Origin of the sequence: Shewanella marisflavi (genome assembly GCF_023283925.1) — a bacterium.
In the GTDB taxonomy this organism is placed as follows: domain Bacteria; phylum Pseudomonadota; class Gammaproteobacteria; order Enterobacterales; family Shewanellaceae; genus Shewanella; species Shewanella marisflavi.
In genome coordinates this window covers 41598-65943 of record NZ_JAKIKX010000014.1, presented here as the reverse complement: position 1 = coordinate 65943, position 24346 = coordinate 41598, and the positions used below count along the sequence as shown (strand labels likewise).

Here is a 24346-nt window from a genome sequence, read left to right as displayed (position 1 = left end):
CTATATCCGAATCGAGTCAATTAAGAGTGTAACCGACCATCTGGCTGTTCAAAGATCAGATCTTCCATCTGTTCATAGGCCGACTCATTGCCCGGTACATTAAACAACACCATCAGGATCACCCACTTAAGATCTTCTAAAATCAGTGCTGGCTCATCCAGCTCCATTACACGATCGATCACCATCTCGCGCAGCTCGACATTCAGCACCTTAATCTGCTCTAAGAAGAGTAAGAAGCCACGACACTCAACGTCTAACTTATCCATCTCGGCCTGAGTATAGATACGGAAAGAGTGTTGATCATGATTACATAGGTAGGGTTGATCACTTTCTTGTAGCGACGCCAAGTGTTCCAACCAGGCCAACGCCTTGATGATCGCAGATTGATGAAAACCAGCGCGTGTCAGCTCTTGGGTTAACTCGTCTTCATCGACCAGTAACTCGACCTCACTGTGCACATAGTTTTCAAATAGATACATGAGGATATCGAACATGGCTAGCTCCTCTTAAGTCTTATATAACCACCGGGTACAGCTGAAACCCAACCTTGTAGTTCAAGTTCAAGCAACTGCTCTAATACTAGCTCTATCGTTTTTCCACTATGCTCGACCACTACATCTAATGGTGTGGCCTCATAACCTACACTAGCTAACAGCGAGGCAAATGGCAAATCAGAAGCTAACTCCTCCCCTATATGGTGACGACGATGCAACTCTTCAAGGTGAAAGTTTGATAAAGCTGCAACCTCTTCAATAATATCGGCGACGCACTCCACTAATTTAGCGCCATCTCGTAACAAATCATGACAGCCTTGGTGATCCCCTGCCAAGATATTACCCGGCACAGCAAACACCTCTCGACCCTGTTCAAGCGCCAAACGCGCAGTGATAAGCGAACCACTCTTACGCGCCGCTTCGACGACAACCACACCTAATGACAGCCCGCTAATGATGCGATTACGCTTGGGGAAATTGCCGGCATAGGGTTTCACTTGGGGCCAAAACTCGCTGATCACACAACCCGACTGCTGAATCTTGTCATAAATGGGCCTGTGACGCTTAGGATAGATAACCTCTGCACCGGTCCCAAGCACCGCCAGGGTTACACCATTTGCATCCAGCACGCCCTGGTGCGCAGCGCCATCTATCCCGGCCGCCATACCGCTGGTGACGCCAATTCCGCTCGCCGCCAACTCTTGCGCCAGTTGATAGCTTACCGCTAATCCAGATTGCGAAGCCGCACGGCTGCCAACCATGGCGATGCTAGGTAACATTAAGGCGTTGATATCGCCTTTGACAAAAAGCACTGGCGGAGGATCGCAAATCTGTAGGAGTAGACTGGGATAAAAAGGATCTTGAGGGCAAAGCAGATGATGATGGGGCGCGGCGTCTTGCCAATCTAACGCTTGTTCGACCAGCGAAAAGTCAGGCGATAACGCCCCTTTCAATAGGCGCTCAGGCAAGGGCAATGCATCGGGTTCATGCTCCAGTCTTTGCCTGAGCTCCGCTACATCCATGTAGTTTAATAATTGTTTCACCCGGGCCGGTCCTAACCCGGGTACAGCACAAACAACTAGCCAATCGACCAGTTTTGTTTCAATGGCACTACTCGCTTGCTAACAGGGTATCCGGTTGCACCAACTTGTCATGCACGCGCACCGGCTTCTCATTGATCAGAATAAGCCCCATGCTGACTCGGTCAAATACCTTAAACACCATGAGTTTGCCACGATAGATATCTGGCATCTTCACTGCATTATCAGACGAAATACTGGCCAACATCTGTTCATAGGCACTGCGGTCGGTCGGCTGCACCGGCTTACCTTCACCGTCGATAACGACCTCGGCACCATCTCGGAAGATTGAGAACACATGGCCGGGCTCGACACCATCTTGACTACCACGGTCGATATAGACCACATCGAGTTTGCCCATGGCTCGCACGTTTTTCTCTGAGGCTAGCACTGTACCCGGCGTCGTCGCGGCCTTAGGCATAAAGTAGGCTGACATCAAAGAGTCATCCTCAATAGGCAGTACCCGATAACCCGCCTTGGTCTCGCGCATATTGCTCAGGAGACGTACTTTAGAGACAGGTCCAGACTCGATCACTCGGCCGCTGGCAGTCAAAATCACCTCCAGCCCCAAATCATCGCCAGACTCTGCATCTTCAAACTGACGACCCTTGGCGTAAACACCAAATTTGTCACCCAGAGTCAACTCACCTTGGACATAGATAACATCGTCAGTCACATGATGCCTAGACTCACTCTCGCCGCCCATAACCATAGGTTGCTCATCGAACCACTCGTCGTCAACCACACGGTTTTGCACCAGATAGGGCTGAATCAGGCTAAGGTCTACGGCAGGAATCGCGCCACCTTTGGGCAAGACACGTCCTTCGGGACTCTTGCGAACATGAGGCTTGACGACCAACCTAGGTTCACCGTCGATAAAGACTAATGTCAGCCTGTCTCCTGGATAGATAAGGTGCGGGTTGGCGATCTGTGGGTTGGCCCCCCAGAGCTTTGGCCAACGCCAAGGGTCCTTAAGAAAATGAGCTGATATATCCCAAAGGGTATCGCCTTTCTGCACCACATACGAATCGGGATGACCGGACTTCAATGTCAAGGTATCCGCGACAACTAACGAACTACTAAAAATCATTAAACCGAGTAAAATTAGTCGTTTCATGGGGGTATCCATGCTGTTTGCCCTTTATATAGAGCTTTTACTGTTATTGAATGCCACTAAGGATTAAAATTAACCCATTAGCCTAAGTCAGTATAACCAACTGTCTCGAATTTGACAGACTTGTTAAGAGTTTATGTATGAGTTTACTAAAAGTTTTACGCTTTCCCGATGAGCGCTTACGCACGATTGCCAAGCCAATTACAGAATTTAACGCTGAGCTTCAGACACAAATCGATAATATGTTCGAAACCATGTATGAAGAGAAGGGAATTGGTCTGGCAGCGACCCAGGTTGATTATCATCATCAATTAATCGTCATGGACCTGCAAGATGACGTAGAACGCCCTAAGGTTTTCATTAATTTGGAGATAATTGAGAAAAGTGGCGATTTTTGCAACGAAGAAGGCTGTCTGTCGGTGCCTGGCATCTACGCCAAAGTCGACCGTGCCGAATTTGTCACCATCAAAGCGTTGGACAGAGATGGCAACGAGTTCACTTTAGAGGCTGATGGCCTATTCGCTATCTGCCTGCAACATGAGCTTGACCACCTCAATGGCAAACTGTTTGTCGACTACCTCTCGCCCCTCAAGCGTCAGCGTATCAAACAGAAACTCGAAAAAGCCGCTCGCCTCGAAGCCAAACAAGGATAAGCCTCATTTGAAACCACTCAAGATACTCTTTGCGGGCACGCCAGATTTTGCGGCACGCCATTTACAAGCGTTAATCGATTCAGAACATCGTGTTATCGGGGTTTACTCCCAACCAGACCGACCCGCGGGCCGAGGCAAGAAGCTACAGGCCAGCCCGGTAAAGGCCTTGGCACTCGAGCATGATATCCCCGTCTACCAGCCCGTGAGCCTGAGAAACGAGGAAGCCCAGGCAGAACTCGCTGCTCTGGGTGCCGACATCATGGTGGTTGTCGCCTATGGGCTTATCTTACCCCAGGTAGTACTCGACACTCCAAGACTGGGTTGTATCAATGTTCATGGTTCAATTTTGCCCCGCTGGCGCGGCGCAGCGCCGATACAAAGAGCACTCTGGGCGGGCGATGAAGCAACAGGCGTGACCATAATGCAGATGGATATCGGCCTGGATACTGGCGATATGCTGCTTAAGACCCACCTGCCTATCGAAGACAGTGACACCTCTGCCAGTCTGTATGAGAAACTGGCCGAACAGGGGCCAAGCGCCCTGATTCAGGCGCTAGAAGGTCTGGCCGAAGGCAGTCTCACACCCGAGCCACAAGATGAAGCCTTAGCCAACTACGCCGAGAAACTCAGCAAAGAAGAGGCATTGATTGACTGGCGCAAGCCGGCGCAGCAGTTGTGGCGTGAAGTCCGCGCCTTTAATCCTTGGCCCGCCAGCCACTTTCCTCACCAAGATGCCGTGATCAAGGTATGGCAGGCCAGCGTGTCTCACGACACAAGCCAGCAGGCCCCTGGCACTATCATCAGCGCGGATAAGCAGGGCATAGCGGTGGCCACTGGCGAAGGCGCGCTCATCCTTGAGGTGATGCAGCTGCCGGGTAAGAAAGCCATGCCGGTCGCCGACATACTCAATTCCCGTGGTGACTGGTTTACACCTGGCACGCAACTGCAAGGTGTCGAGACGTCAGACGAGGCGAAGGCATGAAGAATCTACGTGCCCTAGCCGCTCATGTCGTCTTTCAAGTATTGGAAAAAGGGGTTTCTCTGTCGGTGGCCTTGCCGGAACAGCAACAGCGACTCTCGAGCGGCAAAGACAAGGCGCTACTGGCCGAACTCTGCTACGGCGTGATGCGCCACCTACCTCAGCTCGATAAGCTGGTGAGTGATTGCATGAGCAAGCCGCTCAAAGGCAAGCAGCGGATCGTGCACCAATTATTACTTGTCGGCTGTTATCAACTCTACTTTACCCGCATCCCGAGTCACGCGGCGATCTCTGAGACAGCCGAAGCCTGTCGTCAGCTCAAGTTTGAGGGACTGGTCAAGGTAGTCAACGGCGTACTGCGTAATCTGCAGCGTAACCAGAAACCACTGCCAGAAGATAATGAGACGCTAGCCTTTAACACTCCCGCCTGGTTGATCAAACGCCTCAAGGCCGCCTATCCAGACAACTGGCAAGAAGTGATCGCCCAGAGCCATCAACGCCCGCCTATGTGGCTGCGTAACAATCAGTTATCCCAGAGCCGGGAACACTATCTGGCACAGCTGGCCGAGCAGGAGATAGGGGCCACAGCAGGGATGAGTAACAACGCTATTCTGCTAGAGAGTCCGAAAGATGTTAGCCTGCTACCCGGCTTTGCTGATGGCGCAGCCTCGGTACAAGATGGTGCCGCTCAGTGGGCCGCCAGTCTGTTAGCTCCCCAAGCTAATGAGCTGATTCTCGATGCCTGCGCCGCCCCTGGCGGCAAGAGCTGTCATCTGCTGGAAAGTGAGCCAAGTATAGAGCTGGTTGCGGTCGATTTCGATGCCAAACGCCTGGAACGGGTGCAGCAGAACCTTGACAGATTAAACCTTAAAGCCAAGTTAGTGCATGGCGACGCCGCCAAGATAGACACCTGGTGGCAGGGCGACAAATTTGATCGCATCCTGCTGGACGCACCTTGCTCCGCCACGGGCGTGATCCGTCGTCATCCCGACATCAAGTGGCTCAGAAAGCAGGCCGATATCGAAGAGCTGGCCACATTGCAGTCACAAATTTTGGATCATTGCTGGCAGTGGCTTAAACCCGGTGGCACACTCTTGTATGCTACATGCTCAATTTTACCGCAAGAAAACGCCGAGCAGATCGACGCATTCTTAGCGAGAACCCAAGACGCAACCCTGATTCCTATCGCACAACAACAAAACCGCGATGACATTGGCTGGCAAATCATACCTGGTCAGGACAATATGGATGGGTTTTACTACGCTCGCTTGGTTAAGGGATAACGTTAGGCTATGAAAATTATCATATTAGGTGCAGGTCAGGTCGGCGGTACATTAGCGGAAAACCTGGTTGGTGAAAACAACGATATCACCATAGTCGACAATGACCGCGAACGGCTGCGCTCGCTGCAAGACAAGTATGACTTGCGCGTCGTGCTGGGCCATGGTGCCCACCCAGGCGTCCTCAAAGACGCCGGCGCCGAAGACGCCGATATGTTAATTGCCGTAACCAACAGCGATGAATGCAACATGGCGGCCTGCCAGATAGCTTATTCCCTTTACGGTACCCCCACTAAGATCGCCCGTATCCGCTCGGAGCAGTACCTGGCGCTAAGAGACAAACTCTTTATCGACAGCGAAACCAAGCAAAGCGAAAATCGCCCGCGCGGTGGCTTCATCATAGATGAATTGATCGCCCCCGAGCAGCTGGTGACCTCCTACATTCGCCGTCTGGTGGAATACCCTGGCGCCCTGCAGGTGCTGGAGTTTGCCGAAGGGCGCTTAAGCCTAGTGGCCGTGCGCGCTTACTACGGCGGCCCCTTGGTGGGCAACGCTCTGGCTGCCCTGCGCGAACATATGCCTAATATTGATACCCGTGTCGCCGCCATCTTCAGACAAGGGCGTCCGATCATGCCACGCGGCACCACCATCATTGAGGCGGACGATGAGGTCTTCTTCGTCGCCGACAGCCGCCACGTGCGCGCCGTGATGAGTGAGATGCAGAAGCTGGATAATACCTATCGCAACATCATGATTGCCGGTGGCGGTAACATAGGGCTGGGGCTGGCCAAACAGCTGCAACGCAATCACGCCGTCAAGTTGATCGAACACAAACAGGAGCGTGCCGAGGCACTGTCGGAAAAACTGGAAAATACCACAGTTTTTTGTGGTGACGCCTCAGATCAGGAGCTGCTGCTCGAAGAACATATCGACCAAACCGACGTGTTTATTGCGGTCACCAACGATGACGAAGCCAATATCATGGCCGCCCTGCTAGCCAAACGCATGGGCGCCAAGAAGGTGATGGTATTGATCCAACGTGAGGCCTATGTGGATATCGTCCAAGAGGCCAATATCGATATTGCCATCTCGCCACAACAGGCAACCATTTCGGCGTTGCTGACCCATATTCGTCAGGGGGATATCTGTAACGTCTACTCCTTGAGACGCGGCGCCGCCGAAGCGATCGAAGCCATCGCCCACGGCGACCCCAGCACCTCTAAAGTGGTGGGCAAGCAGGTCAGCGAGATCAAGCTGCCTCCCGGCACCACCATAGGCGCTATCGTCCGCGATGACGAGGTATTGATGGCCCACGACAAGACAGTTATCGAGCAAGGCGACCACGTGATCCTCTTCCTGGTGAACAAGAAATTTATCGGCGAAGTTGAAAAACTATTCCAGCCTAGTGCATTCTTCTTCTAAGCCAAGAAGATGCAAAGACTCAATCCGAGATGCTAAATTACCGGCCGCTACTCTTCATCTTAGGCGTGTTTTTATCGACCCTGACCGCCTTTATGTTTATCCCACTGATCTTCGCCTTAATCTATGGCGAAGAAACCGTGGGCGCCTTTATGATAGCCTCGCTGGTCACTGGCACCTGCGCCAGTGCCTGCATGCATCAGGGGCAAAGTGAAGATATTCGTCTGAATATCCGCGATATGTTTCTGCTCACCAGCCTGACCTGGTTTATCGTCAGCCTCTTTGCGGCCATGCCCTTCACCCTCTATCACGGCATCAATTACACAGACGCTTTCTTCGAGACCATGTCAGGGATCACCACCACGGGGTCTACCGTGCTCTCGGGCCTAGACAACATGGATCATAGTATTCTGATCTGGCGCTCACTGCTGCAGTGGCTGGGGGGGATAGGCTTTATCGTGATGGCGGTGGCCATTCTGCCCTTTCTCAACGTCGGTGGTATGCGGCTGTTTCGTACCGAATCCTCCGACTGGAGCGATAAGGCCGTGCCTCGCACCCAAGATATGGCCAAGCACCTCTTCTATGTCTACATCATACTGACCGTCTGCTGCGGCTTGGCTTATCATCTAGCTGGCATGAACTGGTTTGAGGCGATCAACCATGCCATGACCACTCTCTCTACCGGCGGTTACTCCACCTCAGATAGCTCCATGGCGGCCTTCTCTAAGCCCGCGCACTGGGTCGGTACTATCTTCATGGCGGCCGGCGGCTTGCCCCTACTGATGTTCGTTCACAGCCTGTCCCAAAAATCACTACGGATTTGGGATGATGCCCAGGTGAAGGGGTATCTCATTTTCCTGGCATTCGTCTCCTGTAGCCTGGCCTTCTGGCTCTATCATGGACACGATATGACAGCCGCCGATGCCCTGCGGCTGGCCAGCTTTAACGTGGTCTCAGTGGTCACCACCACAGGTTATGGCCTGACTGACTACACCGCCTGGGGCGCCTTAGCCAACGTGGCCTTCCTTTTCTTGATGTTTGTCGGTAGCTGCTCGGGTTCAACCTCGGGCGGGATTAAAATCTTCCGTTTTCAAATAGCCATCGCCATCATGCGCGAACAATTAAAACAGCAGTTCCATCCCAATGGTATCTTCAAGGAGCGCTACAACGGTCGGCCCATTACCGAGGATATCGTACGTTCCCTCGTCACCTTTATTTTGCTGTTTATGCTAGTAATCGTGCTGTTATCAGTGATCTTGGTATCGACGGGACTCGACCCCACCACTAGCTTCACCGGCGCGGTGACGGCGGTGACCAATGTGGGACCCGGGCTTGGGCCAGTGATCGGCCCGGCGGGGAACTTCTCCAGCCTGCCAGATATTGCCAAGTGGTCATTGGCCATCGGCATGCTGCTGGGGCGCTTGGAGATCTTGACGGTGGCAGTACTCTTCCACCCCAACTTTTGGAAATACTAAACGCGATACTGGCCCCATAGGGCTTGCTGCTCAGGGGTTAAGAAGGTCCAGGCCAGCACGCGGGTCAACTTGTTACCTTGAGCCATCTCCAGCGTCTTCACCTGTTTAGCACCAACTCGCTCAAGCTGCCGATAACAGGACTTAAGGTTTTCCTTCTTCGACACCAAGGAGGTAAACCAGAGGCACTGAGTCGCAAACGCCTGACTCTCGCGGATCATCTGGCTGAGAAAAGCCTGTTCTCCGCCTTCACACCAAAGCTCGGCCTTCTGACCGCCAAAATTCAACTTAGGCTTATTTGCAGCCACCTCATGACCTTTAGCCCGTTTATTGGCTGCCAGATTCTTCAGCTTTCGGTCGCTGCCTCGACTCGCCTCTTCCAGCGAGCCATGAAAAGGAGGATTACACAGGGTCAGGTCGAATCTGTCTTGCGCCGTGATGATACCGGTAAATATCTGCTTGGCGTCTCGCTGCTGGCACAGACTCAGCTTACCTTCGAGAGGAGGATTGTTATCTATTATCTGCGCAACGTTCGCCAAAGAGACAGGGTCTATGTCGCTGGCCACAAACCGCCAACCATAGACCTGACTCCCCAGCAGCGGATAGATGCCATTGGCACCCGTACCGATATCCAGAACGACCACTCGCTCCCCTCTGGGCACCTTCGTCACATTGACCACCTTGCCTTTGCCTCCCTTGTTCGAAGGAGCCGATTCGGCCAGGAGATCCGCCAGATAATGCAGATAATCCACTCGACCAGGAATAGGCGGGCAGAGAAAACCTTCGGGAATATCCCAATAGTTCAGCCCATAGTGCAGCCTAAGCAGCGCCAGATTGAGCAGTTTCACCGCCTTAGGATCGGCAAAATCGATAGACAAGTTGCCATAAGGGTTGGGGCGAACATAGGGCTTAAGCGCCGGAGTGGTCTCTACCAGCGCATTAAAATCATAACCCTTGGCGTGTAGATTACGCTTATGCAGCCCCTTGGGCTGACGGGGAGCCTTGTCTGATGTGGCCTTAAGCTTGGGCTTAGACGGCTTTGGCTTAGACGTCTTAGAGGTCAACTTTTGAGAGACAGATTTTTTTGCGTCAGGGCGCGCAGGTTTGCGAGAGAGGGTCATCAAGAAGATCCCGGCTGCACACGCAGGCATGCAGCCAAAAAACATTAATCGTACAGATATTTAGTAAACAGCAGATTGACGACAAGCGGCCGACCTATCTCCAGCTCCAACAGGCGGTTAAGCGTGTCATAACACTCGCGGCGGATCTCCTCTTTTCCCGTCAAAGATTTCACCTTGTCCTCAGTCTGCGCACCTAATATCTCTATGATGGCGGCGCGTAATAGCGGATCATGATGCTCTAAAACGATCAGATCTTCCGGCGCCTTGACCATCAACTCGACGCTGATCTTCACAAATCCCAACTTCTTACGGTTGGAAATATAGTTAGTCACAATATCTGGCTCGAAACCATAATAAGCATAGGTATCGATCACCTCTTCCTCTTCGGCAAAGACACCCAGACTCACTACACTGGTCACTAACAGCAGCATAAGCAGCGCAAACTTTTTCATATCAGACGAATACTCCGTTCATTATTTGATTGCCAACACCCGCTTTTCAGCTTGGCCGATACCTTATTAACGGCATTAAGACGTAAGGCTTTAATTACCGACATCAAAGCCTCATCGTGATAAACTGCTGAGGTTTTTGAGTATTGTACCGAGAATTTAATGAGTGTGACTAGGTTAAGCTTTCCCTATGGCGAATCCATTCAATGGCATTCACCGGATCAAATTCCCCAACTTCCCCCAACACCCTTTAGGGAATGGCTGTTAGCTTCAGGTAGTTTAACTCAAAAACTCAAGTCTCACTGCACCCAATTTGAGGTTAAGGTACTGGGCGAGGATATGTTATCGCCCTTCCCAGGCGAACTTCCCGAGCAACAACCCGCCTGGATCCGCGAGGTGCTGCTCTGTCTCGACAATATTCCCTGGGTATTTGCCCGCACCTTAGTACCCGGCACCATGATGGACAAGGCCCAAGATAACTTCTTAAACTTGGGCACCCGTCCACTGGGCGAGCTGTTGTTTACCAGCGGCGACTTCACCCCAGGCAAGATAGAGGTCAGTCAGTTTACTGCTTGCAACTCCCTGGCTAACTTGATCGACTCACTGAGTCAAGATAGCCAGCAGCCCCTCTGGGGACGCAGACGCTACTTTAGCCACCAGGCGCAGCAGTTGATCGTCAGCGAAATATTTCTGCCCAAAGCGCGACAACTGATCGAAAGACTGCCATAAAAAAACGCCTCTTAATGAGGCGTTTTTCTTTAGCTTCGACGCCGCAGACCTAGCAGCATCAGCAGGGATAAGCTGAGCCAACCAAGGCTACCACCACCTGAGTCCTGCTTAACTTCTGGCTCAACCACGGGCGGCTGCACTACCGGAGCGGTCACGGTCAACGTCAGGCTCTTACTCGACTGATTATTGGCCTCATCGTTTACCGTCAGAATGACAGTGTAAGCCCCACCTGCACTATAAGAGTGTGTCGGCGAGGAGGCCGTGCTCGTCTGTCCATCACCAAACGACCAGTGATAACTTAGGGTACCAACCCCTTGGCTAGACAGATTACTAAAGGTCACGGTCAGGTCGCTGGCCTGATAGCTAAATTCGGCCAACGGTTTGATCACCACGGTCACTTGCGTGTTAGCCGTTACCGACTCACCCGCACCATCGGTTACCGTCAGGGTGACCTGATAACTGCCCGATGACTGATATACATAGGTTGGCGCTGATGCTGTACTAGCGGCACCACTCACACCAAAGTTCCAGGCATACTGATAGTTGCCGTCACCACCGGTCACGTTAGCACTAAAGCTAACACTCGCCCCCTGCTGTGAGGTAGTGATCGCGGCGCTGAGCGACTCGGGGGCTGGCGGCGGAGCCTGAGTACCGGAATACTCGAAGCGCACTTTGGCACTGCTCGAATCCTCACTCTGTGTCACGACCTCCATAGTCAGTCCCAATTCAGGCAATATGATGCCCGACTGCGGTTTCAGCGGCGCACTATAATCCTGGCTATCATCGAACAGGCTATTGCCGGCCAGATGGGTATCACCAAAAAAGGTGGATTGATTGTATAGGCTAAAGGTGGCGTCACGGATCTGAGTCGCCGTGCCATTGGTGCCGATAAGCATCTGATCTGCATCGACCACACCTATCAGGCCGCTACCAGGATGGCTGCTGGAGTTGTTGTCTGACTCGTTAAAGTTCTCCAGCCACAACAAGACCCCTGGCTCATAGACATGGCTCTTCAAGCCCACATCGACGCCATTGTAGCTGCGCAGCTGCACCAGATAACGACGTGGCTTACCTGGGCGGGTATTATCGATACGGGCAAAGCCGCCGGTTAACGCCATAGCCCCCGCTTCTTCGGCGCCATCGCTATACACTACAGTATCACCGTCAAACAGCTTCAGCTCATCGAATACAAAGCCATAGTCACCCACCGCCTCATCGGTAAAATAGACCACACTGATCTGGCGATCGCTGCTACCTGCGTAGGCACTTAGGTCAAAGCTCAATTCTACCCAGGCATCGCTGCCTTCGGCGCCCGACACATCGGCAGATTTCCCCGTGATAATATTTTTCGCATTATTGATGCTGTTACTCGCCTTAGTGAGATTGCCCACTAACGGCACATCACCCACCTTCACCTGCACATAGTCGTAATCTGTCTCGATGCTCCAGTGGGCCTTCATCTTTAGCGTCAGCTTGCTACTGGCCGGAAAATCCAGGCTAAACGAGGCCGCAGTGCTGAGCAGATGGCCCTGACCCGAATAGTACTGATAGCTGCCGGCATAGGGCTGCTTAAAGGGAATATTGTCTACCGGTAGGGGAATAGATATCTGGTTAACCTGATTGGCATTTACCGCCTCGACCAGCTGCACTTCCTGGCCACCAGCTGGGATAGACGCTAGGTCCACCTGAGTCTCATTTATCCACTTACCCTTGTACTTGTTTTGCAGATAGGAGCGGGCATAAGGGCTAAAGCCCACGGGTTCACTGCCAGGAATACTGCCGGTCCAGCTACCACCAGACATGATAGACCAGGAACCGACGGGCGAGCCGTCGCCACTGTTACTGGTATCATATTCATCCGGCAGGCCAAGATCATGGCCAAACTCGTGCACTACCACACCTGCGGCAGCATCTATAGGTTGCACCGTATAACCAAACACCTTCTTACCTGTTCCCGGAATTTCGTAACCCGGTGAACCACCCTCATAAACATAGAAACGGTGAGACCAGATGGCATCGTCTCCCAGCACGCCACCACCAGCCTCTTCGCCAATGCTGGAATGAAACAGCATCACATGGTCGATATCGCCATCGGCTTCATTGAGGTTGCCGTCGCCGTCGAGATCGTAGGGATCCTCCACGTCGAACGACGCAATTTCAGTTGGCGTCATGTCTGCCAGCGCCTGGGTGACAGCCTCTTTCACCAGCTCAGGCACCGCCATGTCATCATCACCGTTATTAGAGTCGTTCTGACCATAGTAGGCGGCGTTCTGGCTGGCGGTATACCAACCATAAACCTTACCTGTGAAGTAAAAGCTGCCGCCGGACTCCGCCTGATAATATTGATACCCGGTCAGCAAGTTTTGTCCTTGCGGCCCGGTAAAGCCTGTTGTCGAGAACATCAAATCCTGATAGTGCGACACGGGATAACTCACGTAATACATAGGGGTGTCGACGGCGGTGAGGCGATTGTTGTCATGGGGTAGATCGGGAAAGTCGATCAACACGCCAAGCACCTTGACCGTCTTGGTGACATCCGCATCCGCCTGCGGCGAGGTAAAAGAGATCACACGTGTCTTTTGCTGCGCCTTCTCACGCAGACGCTGCTGTGATTCAAGCTTGGCCTGCACTACACCGCCTTTTTCCTGATAGCTCTTGGCTCTTTGGGTATAGGCCTGAACCGCGGCGCGCTTCTCAGCTTCACTGGCATCGGCTTCCAGCTCACCACGCTTTACCAACCAGTAGAGGATCTGCTGTTCGTTAATCACGCCTGCATCGGCAAGCCCTTTCATGGTGAGGGGCGCGGCATTGGCCTGTGCACCCACTAACAACAGCGCAAGGCTCAATGCGGATAACGCAACACGGTAACATTGTCTCTTCATGCTTAATATATTCCTTTATCCCAGACAGGGCTTAGCCCTGCTGGAGATCCTCAGGCTGACAGCCATCTCTAATCATTTTAGTGGGGACTTGGGAAGGGAGCGAACTCATCGCCATAGGCACTAACTTAAACACGCGATGAGTTAAGTGGCCGCTGATTCGGCCTGCTGGGTGTTAACATTGGCTCTGCGGCAAACGTAACAACAACACCCAAGGTCCACCACAAGACATTAACAGTATTTTCCCCTATAGAGTAGAGCAAACATGCTATTTTCCTCTAAAGGGGTAGAGATCATGGCAGAGTACAGCAGAACCTGCGACGACTATTCAGCTTTATCATCACTCTCCGCCTCAATTAACCAGCTACGATAGATGAGCAGTAACACTGAGGCTGACCAGCTGAAGTTAGTGCAATGTAGGCCATCACCCGTGATGGGATCATAGTTCTCCCTAATGGGTGCCTGAGTCAGCACACCTTCGGCCTGATTCACCAATTGAATGGCGAGGCGCCGCGCCAACTCATCATAACCGTAACGGGAGACCCCTTGCAGGCCAAACAACGCCTGATCCAACCAAACGGGGCCACGCCAGTAGCGTTTCGGGGCAAACGCCGGGTTATCAGCGCTCACGGTGGGAAATGGCACCTTAGTCGCAAAACTTGATTGGCTGAGCTGGGTGGCGATCATTTGCTGCGCCTGAGCCTCGCTGGCGGCACCCGCCCACAGCGGCAGCCAGCCCTCGACCCCTTTACCCTCGGTTAACATCAGACGAGAGTGCTCTCCATGGAAACGTCTATCGTAGAAAAAGCCGCTCTGAGCATCGAAAAACTCGCTGCGGATCCGCCCGCCCAACCGCTCAGCCTGCTGACGCCAGGTCGCCGCCTGGGTATCAAATCCCTGCAACTCAGCCATCTGCGCCAGATAGCCCTTCTCCGCATACAGGTAGCTGTTAAGATCCACCGACTCCTGAGAGATTGAGTAGCCAAGTAGTCGTCCCTTATCATCATAATTTTCCAACACTTTAAGCTCATCACTGATATCGAAGCGAGGGGCATTATCCATGCCAGACTCCCAGGCCGCCGCCTCGATCACTGCCTCTCTATCTGGCTTACCCGGCTCACCGTGGCGAGGATGGCGATTAGCACCATATTCCGCCAACCCATTGTGGTTATGATCCCGATTGCGATACCACCACTCATGATAGGCGACTAGCTGGGGGTAAAGCTTGGCGACAAAATCCCTATCTTGGCTCTGTAGATAGATCTGCCACACGGCCCAAGCTGCCAGCGGCGGCTTGCCGTTACGCTCATTCCAGTTGCCCCCTTTGCCACCGCGGCTAGCCTCAGCGTTATAGAAGATAGCATCAGGTAGGTTACCCGCATCTTGCGGGCGCAGCGTGTCTTGCTCATCAAACTGATAGTCGAACATCGCCAGCACGTTCGACTTGGCCAGCTCTGGATCAAACTGTGCCAGCGCCACAGCCTGTTTCCAGCTATCCCAGGCCCAGACGCCGTTGAACCACTTATAAGTCACCGAGGGGGTGACGGCGTCATGCAACAGGGCGCCCGCCGGACTGCGCCAGTTGTGCAGTAGAGTGACCATACTCTTGGCAGCTAGTCGCCTGGCCGCCAAGTCGCCACCCAACATCAAGCTATCGAGTCGCCTCTGCCAGCTTGCTTGATTAGCACTCAGACGCTCGCTCACCGTCATCCAGTTTAACGGACCGGCACGCTCAGCCTCGTTCGTTGTATGAAAGTACCTGTGAGCGGCGCGAAGCGTCACACTCGCCCCTGGCGTTAAGGTTACAGGCTCACTGTCGGCGCGATAGCCCTGTTGGCCGTCCGCAGTGATAGCCACCGCCTGCTCAAATAGCAGCTGGTAGCTGGCATCATCGAGCTGTATCTGCCAGGTTTGATCTATAGGGGTAAACTGCCAGGTGACACTGCCATCAGACACTAGTCGCTTGTCGATAGGACGATACTGCTTCAGCTTGGGGTGACTCTCGAAAGGCTTACCCGACCAGCTCAGTTGCCATGAGTGAGGAGTATCACTCAAGTTACGCAAATGGGTGGTAACTATGGCGGTGCGATTGTCGCTATAGTCCAGACGGGTGATTAGCTCAAATTGATCAAACACAAAGCGCTGGGTCAGACCCCAGGGCTCGCTATAGATCTCAACCTTATTGGCCTGAGACAGATCGATACGCTCCCCCGAATCGAGGGAAAACAGCTGCAAGCGTTGCAAGCTGTCGCTCAGGTGCAGGCTATATTCTTGAGCAATAAACAGCGGCCCGGTAAAGCTACCGTAATAGGCGGGTGTATCTGGCAGGTGAAAACCGTGCCAGGCACCTTGATCCATATAAACGGCAGGAATAGTTAGATTGCCTTGCTGATCGCGCTGTTCCATGGAGCTGGGCGTGCCAGCATAGCTGAGCAGATCACGATAATCACGGCTAGATGCAGTAACCGATGAGCAAACGGTTATGCTAAGGGTGAAAGTGAGCAGCACGCCAAGCAGATAGATGGGACGCAACATGATGAGCCTTATCATTGGATACAATATCCAGATAATCCCAGAGTCCTACTTCAGATGCAAGGAGAATGAAAAAGCCAGAAATAGGAATGCACGAGAACGAGCAATTAACTGCGCCTGTGCAAGCGTATGAGTCTCCAGCTTGGCCACACACGGTGGCCAAAATGTATTTGCACAAGCTGTGCCTTCGGGTCAATCAAACCAAGCTATAGGCAAGCGTAACGCAAAGTTTAGTTGGTATGCTCGATATAATTAGCGACGCCATCGAGGAACATCTGCACCGAGATCATCACCAGCACCATGCCCATCAAGCGCTCGACTGCGGTCAGTCCCTTCTCACCCAGAAGCTTAGTAAACAGCTTATAGAAGAGCAGGATCACGGCGCTGGCCACCCAAGCGGCCAACAGGGCCAGAGTCCAGTCCAACATGCGAGAACTATCGGTATGAGCCAGCAGAATCAAGGCCGCCAACACTGACGGGCCCGCCATCAGCGGAATCGCCATAGGCACAATAAAGGGCTCTTCACCTGCTGCCAAGCCCACCACTCCACCAGGCTGAGGGAAGATCATACGAATCGCGATCAGAAACAGTATGATGCCGCCGGCAATACTGACCGATTCGGTGCGTAGGTTTAGAAAGCTGAGAATCGCCTCACCGGCAAACAGGAACAGCATCATGATGATCAGCGCAAAGATCAGTTCCCTCACCAAGACTCTGCGCCGCTTCTTAGGCTCAATATGACGAAGAATCGAGGCAAAAATGGGTAAGTTACCCAAGGGATCCATGATCAAAAACAACATTACCGCAGCAGAAAAGATATCCATAACTCAATATTCGTCAAAAGTTGAACCCATATTGTATAACTTATTGGCAATATTAAGCAGTAGATAAGACAACAAAAACTGCACGCGTTATAGCATTTTACGCCGCTATCGCGATCCTTGTTACCAACTGAGATGTAAATTCATCACATGCTCAGGTTATTTGTTCGATTGGCAGCCATAAGACTGATATACTAGCTGGCTTTCTAGGCTCCCTTGTTAACACTTATATGTACTATCTCGTCGCCAGTTGTATTGCACTCCTGCTAGGCCCACTCTTCTATCGTTTCTTTACGACAGGGACAGGTCTGCAAAAAGGCTTAGATGGTTTTATCTTCGTGTCTCTGGGCGGCCTGGTGCTAATCCATATTCTGCCTGAGCTGCTGGAACACGGCGGCTTTCTCTCAATCCTCTTTGTGATCATAGGCCTATGGGGCCCAACCTTGAGTGAGCGTCTGTTTCACCGCTACTCAGAAGTCACCCATAACCTCACGTTGACACTGGGTATCGGCGGCCTGCTGCTACACACCCTTACCGATGGCGGCGCCATGGTGCTGGCTCAGCAAGACGGTAACTCAAGCCTGCTGGCTCTGGGGGTAATTCTGCATCGCCTACCTGTAGGTCTGGCGATCTGGTGGTTACTCAAGCCTCAGGTGGGCGGACGTTGGGCCTCTATCGTTTTGGCCGGCATGATGCTGCTTACCGCCGTTGGCTATTTCGCTGGCGAACAGTTATTAGCGCAGCTAAGCCTGGATAATACCGTCTATCTGCAATCCTTCGTCACTGGATCTATTTTGCACGTGGTACTGCATCAGCCCCACGGCCACAACATCAGCGACAGCCAGGGCAAGTATGAATATCAGGCCGGTATTGGCAGCCTACTGGGCATCGCCCTACTCTTTATTCTGCTTATGGTCGACTCAGGCGGTCACGACCACCATGAACATAGCCATGCCACCGAACAACTCGTAGAGTGGATGCTGACGCTGGCCCCTGTGCTGCTGCTCAGCTACAGCCTGGCCGCGCTGCGCTATCAATTTGGCCTGTCGCCGCAACATAAACGACTCAGCCAACGCTGGCTGCAACGCCTGGCAGGGCCTGAGGCTTTAGTGATCACTCTACTTTTGTTAGGACCAAGCCTGGCACTGATCCAACTGATCGGCCTGACTTTGGTCGGCATCTTACTCACCCTGACCCGGGTCGAACCGACTGACCCCCATCAGGGACTTCCAAGCTCGGCCTGGCGATTTGGCTTTGCCCATCTGGTAGATCGCAGCGCCCCCTGGATAGTGCTCAGCCTGGTACTTGCCAATCTGATTGGACACCCATCGGTTCCCCTTTCTTCACCTTGGGTGCAAATTGGGGTCTTGTTGCTGCTTCTGCTGCCTATGCGCTTCTGTAACCTGGGTGGCGCCGTGTTGGCCCTGACCCTGGCCTACAGCGGCTGGAGTATGGAAGCCGTGATGCTGGTACTGCTGGCGGCACCAGTCTTTAATCTGGCGCAGCTAAAGCTGATGGACTGGACCCAGCGTCTGGCACTGACAGGGGTGATTGGTCTCTGTCTACTAGGCACCCACTGGTTAATTCCAGAGTGGAGTCAGCTGCTCAGCCTTAGCGAAACGGTTAACCAAGTGAGTCTGGCTTTGATCTCCGCACTCTTTGCCGCCAGCCTGTTAAGACTGGGACCACGCAAGTTTATGGCGCGCATCATGCTGTGGAAGCCCAAGGGCCATGATCACAGCCATGCGCCTGCTAACAGCCACGAGACACTTAAGCATAAACACGAGCACGGCCATCACTAAGAGATAGCTTTTCTCGCCGGTGGGGGCTAAGTTAAACACAACAGCCCCATCTGGAACCGCCTATGTGCATACTTTTCGTCGCCCTAGAGGTACATCCCCAGTATCCCTTGATCCTCTGTGCCAACCGAGACGAATTTCATCACAGACCCACAGAACCGGCTCACTTCTGGCCACCCGAGAATCAACTGCTGGCGGGTAAAGATCTCGAGGCCGGCGGCAGCTGGCTAGGGGTTAATCGCCGCGGTGATATCGCCGCACTCACTAATATCCGCGCTCCCGAGCTGCACGAGGCTAATCGCCATAGCCGTGGCGACTTAGTGATCAAAGCCTTGTCCCCCGCAGCCCCCATCACCACAGGCTGGCTTAAAGAGCACAGCCAACACTACAACCCCTTCAACCTGCTATTCGGTAGGGATCTGGAGCTCTACTGCTACCACAGTGTCAGCAAACAGGTTAAGCCACTATCACGGGGCTTTCACGCCATCAGTAATGGCGCGCTTGATGACATCTGGCCCAAGATGGCCAAGGGCACCCAAGCCTTGGAACAGGAGGTTAATCGGGCTGAAACCATAAATATTGAGGCGCTACTGACCATCATGACAGATGAGCGTCAGGCGCCCGATGAAGATCTGCCTCAAACCGGTGTCGCCCTGGAATGGGAGCGACAGCTATCGGCCATCTATATTAAGCATCCAGAATATGGCACCCGCTCTACCTCAATCTTTCTACGAGACAAACAGGGAAAGTGTGAATTTATCGAAGTCAGGTACGATGGTAAGGGCAGAAACTTGGGTAGGCAGGTGTTTAAGTTTGAGGTATCCGCGAATCAACCGGACGAGGCTCGCCCGGCATACACTAACGCAATCTAATCAGAAGAGTGGTCGTGGGTAATCACCCACTTGTCGTCTATCTTCTCAAGCAAAAGGGTAAACACCCCATTAGGCTTATCTTTCACCCGGGTCAGCTGCCAGCGCCCCACGACGATGGCGGCATAATTGCTGAGCATCTTGGTCTCTTCTATGGTGAACGTGAGTTGCCCCAAGGTCGCCTTATCGGGGTAGTTTTTCTTATAAGCGGCTAGGGTCTCTGCCCAACCATAGCGGAATTTATTGCCTGAGACGAAACGCATCTTATCGCTCTGCCAGTAGCCTTGCATATAGGCATCCAGGTCGCCGCGATTCCATGCAGCTTCTTGATTGCGCAAAATATTGGCAATCTCATCAGTGGGTACTGCCTGCACTGGGAGTCCGAGTAGCAAGAGCAGTAAAATCCATCCATTTTTGTTCATCATCTTCTCCAGAGGGAGGCATCAGGGCCCGTTTAGTATATATTAAAAGCTAGGTAAGGCATTATCTTCTCTATAAAAATGCCTTAATGGACCTTATCAAATGAGCCTAATTTATGTTTCAAACCTTGTGTAAAACGATCCTAAAACTCAGTGGCTGGACCATAGATGGCAGCCTTCCCAAGGCTGACCAATATATTACTATCGTAGGCCCTCATACCAGCAACTGGGACTTTATTATCGGGGTACTCGCCAGAGGGGCTTTGGCGCAAAAAATTCACTTCCTCGGCAAGCATCAATTGTTTATTCCCCCTTGGGGCTGGTTCTTCAAGGCCATAGGCGGGACACCTGTCGATAGGCGTAAAAACAATAATCTGGTCGATGCCGTGGCCCAACTGTTTCAGCAAGATCCCCATTTCAAGCTGGCTCTGGCCCCAGAAGGCACCCGCAGCCCGGTGACCCGCTGGAAGACAGGCTTTTACCATATCGCCACCAAGGCCCAGGTGCCCATAGTCACTGTAGCGCTGGACTTCGAGGGTAAGCGAGTGGTGATCCCCGAGGCGATAAACGTCACTGGCGATATCGATAAGGAGATGACACAAATTCTCGACTTTTACCGCACCATCAAGGGCTGCCACCCTAAGACTATCCCCGAGTATCACGCCTAAGTTCGTCCAGGCTCGATTGCCAAATCGGGCCGCACTGGTTATAGTGCGGCCACCTGCTGTTTTGTATACAATTTTTAGATGAACTTAGATACCTGGCTACTCTACTTGGCAGCAATCTTGCTGATTGCCATCTCTCCCGGCACCATGGCGGTATTGTCGATGAGCCACGGCATCCATTTCGGCAAGGTACGTAGCCTGGCCACAGCAATGGGCAGCGTCAGCTCGGCGCTACTACTGATGTTTGCCTCCGCCGCTGGGCTAGGTGCCCTGCTAAGCGCGACCGAATATGGCTTTACCCTGCTGAAATATTGCGGCGCCGCCTACCTTATCTATTTGGGAATCAAACTGATAATGACCAAGGCCAGCGCTCAGGGGCTGGACTTACAGCACATTAAGGGGAAAGGCTCACCTAAACAGATGTTCAAACAGGCTTTTTTAGTGGGGATCAGCAACCCCAAAGATCTGCTCTTCTTTGGTGCCCTGTTTCCACAGTTTATCGATATCACGGCGCCCCAGGGGCCACAGCTCGCCATACTCGCGCTCACCTGGGCCCTGGTGGATTTCAGCTTTGTAATGATCTACGCCAGCATGGCCAATGTGCTGGCCCCTAAACTCAGAGCCAGCAACCGTCTGCATTGGTTCGACCGCACCAGTGGCGGCGTATTTCTTACTCTGGCCGCCATACTCGTCACCCGAGACTAACCAGCCCTGGTCAACTGGATTGGGCAAACAGAGGTACCGAATCAGACGGCTCCCTTAAGGCTCCGCACGTCGGCACCCGTTGGTGCCTGGAAGGCCCGCAGATTAAATTGCGGCAATATCGCGTAGATATGATCGAAGATATCCGCCTGAATATCTTCGTAAACCGCCCAGCGGGTATCGTTAGTGAAGATATAAATCTCTATCGGTAGCCCCTCAGTGGTTGGCGCCAACTGACGCACCAGCAGGGTCATATCCTGATGCACCTTAGGATGTTTGCGCATATATTCCAGCAGATAGGCCCTGAAGGTACCGACATTAGTCAGATGACGGCTGTTCACCGGCATGTCACCGTCTTGAATATTAGCGTTAAACTCGGCAATATCCGCCTGTTTGCGCGCCAGATAATCCTTGAGTAGGTTGATTTTCCCCAGGCGCTTAAGCTGCTCTTCGTTAAGAAAAGCAATAGAGTCTATATCGATATTCACCGCTCGCTTGATGCGTCTGCCGCCCGACTCCGACATACCGCGCCAGTTCTTAAAGGCGTCAGACACCAAGGCATAGGCCGGGATCATTGTGATGGTCTTGTCCCAGTTCTGCACCTTAACCGTGGTCAGGGAGACCTCTTCCACCGCACCGTCGGCGCCGTACTTATCCATCTGGATCCAGTCGCCGGGACTGACCATGCGATTGGCCGCCAGCTGGATACCGGCCACGAAGCCTAAGATGGTGTCTTTAAACACCAACATCACCAAACCTGTGGCAACACCCAGGCCGCTGAGGAAATAGACCGGCGACTGCTCAGCCAGCACGGAAATCGAGATGATGATGGCAACGAAGAACATAAACAGCTTAAGCAGCTGCACAAAACTCTTGATCGGCAGACGACGGCTAATCAAGTTGATATCGGCAATCTCATTACCTGCGTCCAACATGCTAAAAACGGCGCGCACAAACAGCACTACGATGGCCACATCCAGCAATCTATCGGCCAAGCTGCTAAGCAGCGGATGTTCCACCAATGCTAGCGGCAGTAAAATATTAAGAATCAGGGCAGGCACCAGCTTAGCCAGCTTCTCCAGCACGCCATGCTTCATGAAGATATCATCCCAACGCACCCTAGAGCGCTGGATCACCATATTCATGGTGCTCACGACACCCCGTTTCACCACCAGGTAGCCAATTAAGGCGATCAACAAGCAGGCAAAGACCATAACGCCTGTCGACACATTGCCAGCCGGACTATTTATCCCCATTTGAGTCAGCCAGTGGGAAACCTGCGCGCGTAATTCTTGATCCAAAATACTCTCTCCCTTGTAAATTCACTTAAGGCGTCACAGCCGATAATGCCCGCATAACAAGTCCATTTCAGCGCACCAACAATAGTAACACAACTGCTTATTTTAAAAGCTTTTTTACTCTATTTTATTGACTGTAATATAAAGATTCACAACAATCCATTTTCCCAAGAAAATGGAGACCTTGATGTTAAAGCCACTGCTCACCTGTGTCCTACTGAGTATCACACCGCCATTGCTGGCCGCCACATACCAGGATGACATTTCCGCCCCGGCCCCTAAGACGGCCATCACACTGGATTATATCGCCGCAGACTCGGCACTCTATGGTATCACCATCGCGCCCAGTCATTATGACAGCAATTATGCCGACTGGGGTTACTACATGGGCTATGCCATGAGCCAGAAAGAAGATATTCAGCTTGAGGCCCCAAAAGAAGCCTATACCCAGGAAAAGCTTTGGCGTTTCGGCGTCAGCTATTGGCTCACCGACAGTCTCAGCCTCTATGGCGGGGCCAGTGCCTATACCTATGAGTATTCCCGCACCAGCAATATCTCGCCGCGAATTGTCGGTGGAAAACCCATCTGGGAAACTGAGAGGGATACCCAATGGGGCGGTGAACTCGGCATACGTTTTCAACTCGGTCGACATATGGTGCTCGGCCTGGGCTATGACTCCGCCAGCGAGTCAGCACTCTTTAGCCTGGGATACAGCAACTAAAATCCGCTAATCGCGACCCAGGCATATAGGAATTTACCGCGAGTTTGACTATGCTAGAGGCCACAGACAAACCGCTAAAACTGGTTAAATTCAATGTATAAAGCACTACAAAGCTGTGCCATCACGGCCCTCTTCCTCTTGATGGCGCCCGCCTTTGCAGCCGATAAGGCTGACGATGCCGTCGCACTCATCACCCTGGAAAATGGCGCTACCGTCAGACTCAATTCTGACTTCACCTGGGAATATGTGTTCTTGACGCCACAAGTGACAGAGGATCAGACAGCTAAGAGCGAAACCGTCGAAACTCAAGCAAATACAACAACTAATACAGAAAATCAGATACAAACATCGACTGAACAGGTCAGTCAGCCTGTCGTCCAGGCGGCCAAGGTGCAGCCGGTAGTGATCGCCAGCGGCCCGGTCGTGGGCAACGCCATGACGGCAACGGCCATGGATCACGCCAACCTACTGAGATCCACCGCCAAGGGAGGCGCCAAGGTAAGTTATCTCAAGAGCCAGTGGGACAACAAAGGCCGTCTGGGTCTGGATTTCGAGCTCAGCAGCAACAGCGAAGAGAACTATGTGATTATCGAGCTCGAGATCAGCCTGTTTGCCGACTCTGGCGAGCTGATTAAGACAGAGACAGCCAACGTCTGGCAGGCTATCTTCCGTGTACCCGAAACCTATTTGCGTAAGGGCCAGACCCGCAACAGCGAAACCTTATGGATTGAAGGCATCGACAAGGCCCAGTGGAGCAAGGAGCTGATGACGCTGAAAATTGTGGATATGAGTTCGCGCTAACTCAACGCCATTAAAGCATAACAAAACAGGCCCTGGCGGCCTGTTTTTTAT

22 protein-coding genes are annotated in these 24346 nt (G+C 52.6%); 12 read left to right on the top strand and 10 right to left on the bottom strand.

Annotated features, from left to right (window positions below):
• Positions 1-20: 20 nt before the first annotated feature.
• From L2712_RS18540 to L2712_RS18530, 3 genes are all read right to left on the bottom strand, one after another.
• A complete protein-coding gene (locus L2712_RS18540) occupies positions 21-494 on the bottom strand; it encodes a DUF494 family protein (RefSeq protein ID WP_033540449.1) in 474 nt (157 codons plus the stop codon).
• A gap of 2 nt (positions 495-496) precedes the next feature.
• Positions 497-1537: a DNA-processing protein DprA gene (gene dprA / locus L2712_RS18535; RefSeq protein ID WP_456299953.1), complete on the bottom strand. Its 1041-nt coding sequence runs from the start codon at positions 1535-1537 to the stop codon at positions 497-499.
• Positions 1538-1604: 67 nt separating this feature from the next.
• Positions 1605-2702 carry a LysM peptidoglycan-binding domain-containing protein gene (locus L2712_RS18530; RefSeq protein ID WP_248978658.1) on the bottom strand — a complete coding sequence of 366 codons (1098 nt, stop codon included), beginning with the start codon at positions 2700-2702 and terminating at the stop codon, positions 1605-1607.
• A gap of 125 nt (positions 2703-2827) precedes the next feature.
• Here L2712_RS18530 and def point away from each other — a divergent pair, with 125 nt between their 5' ends.
• Genes def through L2712_RS18505 form a run of 5 tightly spaced genes read left to right on the top strand, consistent with a single transcriptional unit; the run spans position 2828 to position 8493 of the window.
• Positions 2828-3340, top strand: a complete 513-nt coding sequence (def, locus tag L2712_RS18525) for a peptide deformylase (RefSeq protein WP_011867530.1) — start codon at positions 2828-2830, stop codon at positions 3338-3340.
• A 7-nt stretch (positions 3341-3347) separates the two neighbouring features.
• The gene (gene fmt, locus L2712_RS18520) at positions 3348-4322 is read left to right on the top strand and encodes a methionyl-tRNA formyltransferase (protein WP_248978657.1); all 975 of its coding nucleotides are present in this window, start codon (positions 3348-3350) and stop codon (positions 4320-4322) included.
• Positions 4319-5602: a 16S rRNA (cytosine(967)-C(5))-methyltransferase RsmB gene (rsmB, locus tag L2712_RS18515; protein ID WP_248978656.1), complete on the top strand. Its 1284-nt coding sequence runs from the start codon at positions 4319-4321 to the stop codon at positions 5600-5602. The genes fmt and rsmB overlap by 4 nt, the downstream gene beginning before the upstream one ends.
• 9 nt (positions 5603-5611) lie before the next feature.
• The gene (gene trkA / locus L2712_RS18510; protein WP_033540455.1) at positions 5612-7021 is read left to right on the top strand and encodes a Trk system potassium transporter TrkA; all 1410 of its coding nucleotides are present in this window, start codon (positions 5612-5614) and stop codon (positions 7019-7021) included.
• 29 nt (positions 7022-7050) lie between these two features.
• Entirely contained in the window at positions 7051-8493 is a 1443-nt protein-coding gene (locus tag L2712_RS18505) for a TrkH family potassium uptake protein (RefSeq protein ID WP_248978655.1), read from the top strand.
• Here L2712_RS18505 and rlmF read toward each other — a convergent pair.
• On the bottom strand, positions 8490-9611 hold the full coding sequence (gene rlmF / locus L2712_RS18500) for a 23S rRNA (adenine(1618)-N(6))-methyltransferase RlmF (protein ID WP_248978654.1): 1122 nt from the start codon (positions 9609-9611) through the stop codon (positions 8490-8492). The two genes, L2712_RS18505 and rlmF, sit on opposite strands and share 4 nt — an antisense overlap.
• Before the next feature lie 44 nt (positions 9612-9655).
• Entirely contained in the window at positions 9656-10063 is a 408-nt protein-coding gene (locus L2712_RS18495; RefSeq protein WP_088905775.1) for a flagellar basal body-associated protein FliL, read from the bottom strand.
• A gap of 159 nt (positions 10064-10222) precedes the next feature.
• On the opposite strand from L2712_RS18495, the gene L2712_RS18490 reads away from it, so the two are divergent.
• Positions 10223-10789 carry a chorismate--pyruvate lyase family protein gene (locus tag L2712_RS18490; RefSeq protein WP_033540459.1) on the top strand — a complete coding sequence of 189 codons (567 nt, stop codon included), beginning with the start codon at positions 10223-10225 and terminating at the stop codon, positions 10787-10789.
• A 29-nt stretch (positions 10790-10818) separates the two neighbouring features.
• On the opposite strand, the gene L2712_RS18485 is transcribed toward L2712_RS18490, so the two are convergent.
• From L2712_RS18485 to L2712_RS18475, 3 genes are all read right to left on the bottom strand, one after another.
• Positions 10819-13671 (bottom strand): immune inhibitor A domain-containing protein, encoded by a 2853-nt coding sequence (locus tag L2712_RS18485; protein WP_248978653.1) that lies wholly within the window; start codon positions 13669-13671, stop codon positions 10819-10821.
• A gap of 321 nt (positions 13672-13992) precedes the next feature.
• Complete coding sequence (locus L2712_RS18480) at positions 13993-16218, bottom strand: MGH1-like glycoside hydrolase domain-containing protein (protein WP_248978652.1); 2226 nt, start codon at positions 16216-16218, stop codon at positions 13993-13995.
• Positions 16219-16430: 212 nt separating this feature from the next.
• Positions 16431-17024 carry a YhgN family NAAT transporter gene (locus L2712_RS18475; RefSeq protein WP_033540462.1) on the bottom strand — a complete coding sequence of 198 codons (594 nt, stop codon included), beginning with the start codon at positions 17022-17024 and terminating at the stop codon, positions 16431-16433.
• Positions 17025-17251: 227 nt separating this feature from the next.
• On the opposite strand from L2712_RS18475, the gene L2712_RS18470 reads away from it, so the two are divergent.
• Both L2712_RS18470 and L2712_RS18465 read left to right on the top strand, forming a co-directional pair.
• A complete protein-coding gene (locus L2712_RS18470; protein WP_248978651.1) occupies positions 17252-18823 on the top strand; it encodes a ZIP family metal transporter in 1572 nt (523 codons plus the stop codon).
• Between the two features lie 62 nt (positions 18824-18885).
• A complete protein-coding gene (locus tag L2712_RS18465) occupies positions 18886-19692 on the top strand; it encodes an NRDE family protein (RefSeq protein ID WP_248978650.1) in 807 nt (268 codons plus the stop codon).
• On the opposite strand, the gene L2712_RS18460 is transcribed toward L2712_RS18465, so the two are convergent.
• On the bottom strand, positions 19689-20111 hold the full coding sequence (locus L2712_RS18460) for a YybH family protein (protein ID WP_248978649.1): 423 nt from the start codon (positions 20109-20111) through the stop codon (positions 19689-19691). The two genes, L2712_RS18465 and L2712_RS18460, sit on opposite strands and share 4 nt — an antisense overlap.
• A 113-nt stretch (positions 20112-20224) precedes the next feature.
• On the opposite strand from L2712_RS18460, the gene L2712_RS18455 reads away from it, so the two are divergent.
• Together L2712_RS18455 and L2712_RS18450 are read left to right on the top strand one after the other, a co-directional pair.
• Positions 20225-20776, top strand: coding sequence for a lysophospholipid acyltransferase family protein (locus tag L2712_RS18455; protein ID WP_033540466.1), 552 nt, complete (start codon positions 20225-20227; stop codon positions 20774-20776).
• Positions 20777-20854: 78 nt separating this feature from the next.
• Complete coding sequence (locus tag L2712_RS18450) at positions 20855-21478, top strand: LysE family translocator (protein ID WP_088905783.1); 624 nt, start codon at positions 20855-20857, stop codon at positions 21476-21478.
• A 41-nt stretch (positions 21479-21519) separates the two neighbouring features.
• Here the strand turns inward: L2712_RS18450 and L2712_RS18445 are convergent, their stop codons facing one another.
• Positions 21520-22776 carry a mechanosensitive ion channel family protein gene (locus tag L2712_RS18445; RefSeq protein WP_248978648.1) on the bottom strand — a complete coding sequence of 419 codons (1257 nt, stop codon included), beginning with the start codon at positions 22774-22776 and terminating at the stop codon, positions 21520-21522.
• 184 nt (positions 22777-22960) lie between these two features.
• On the opposite strand from L2712_RS18445, the gene L2712_RS18440 reads away from it, so the two are divergent.
• Together L2712_RS18440 and L2712_RS18435 are read left to right on the top strand one after the other, a co-directional pair.
• A complete protein-coding gene (locus tag L2712_RS18440; RefSeq protein WP_248978647.1) occupies positions 22961-23494 on the top strand; it encodes a TonB-dependent receptor in 534 nt (177 codons plus the stop codon).
• A gap of 93 nt (positions 23495-23587) precedes the next feature.
• Positions 23588-24295: a DUF3157 family protein gene (locus L2712_RS18435; protein WP_248978646.1), complete on the top strand. Its 708-nt coding sequence runs from the start codon at positions 23588-23590 to the stop codon at positions 24293-24295.
• The last annotated feature ends 51 nt before the right edge of the window (positions 24296-24346 follow it).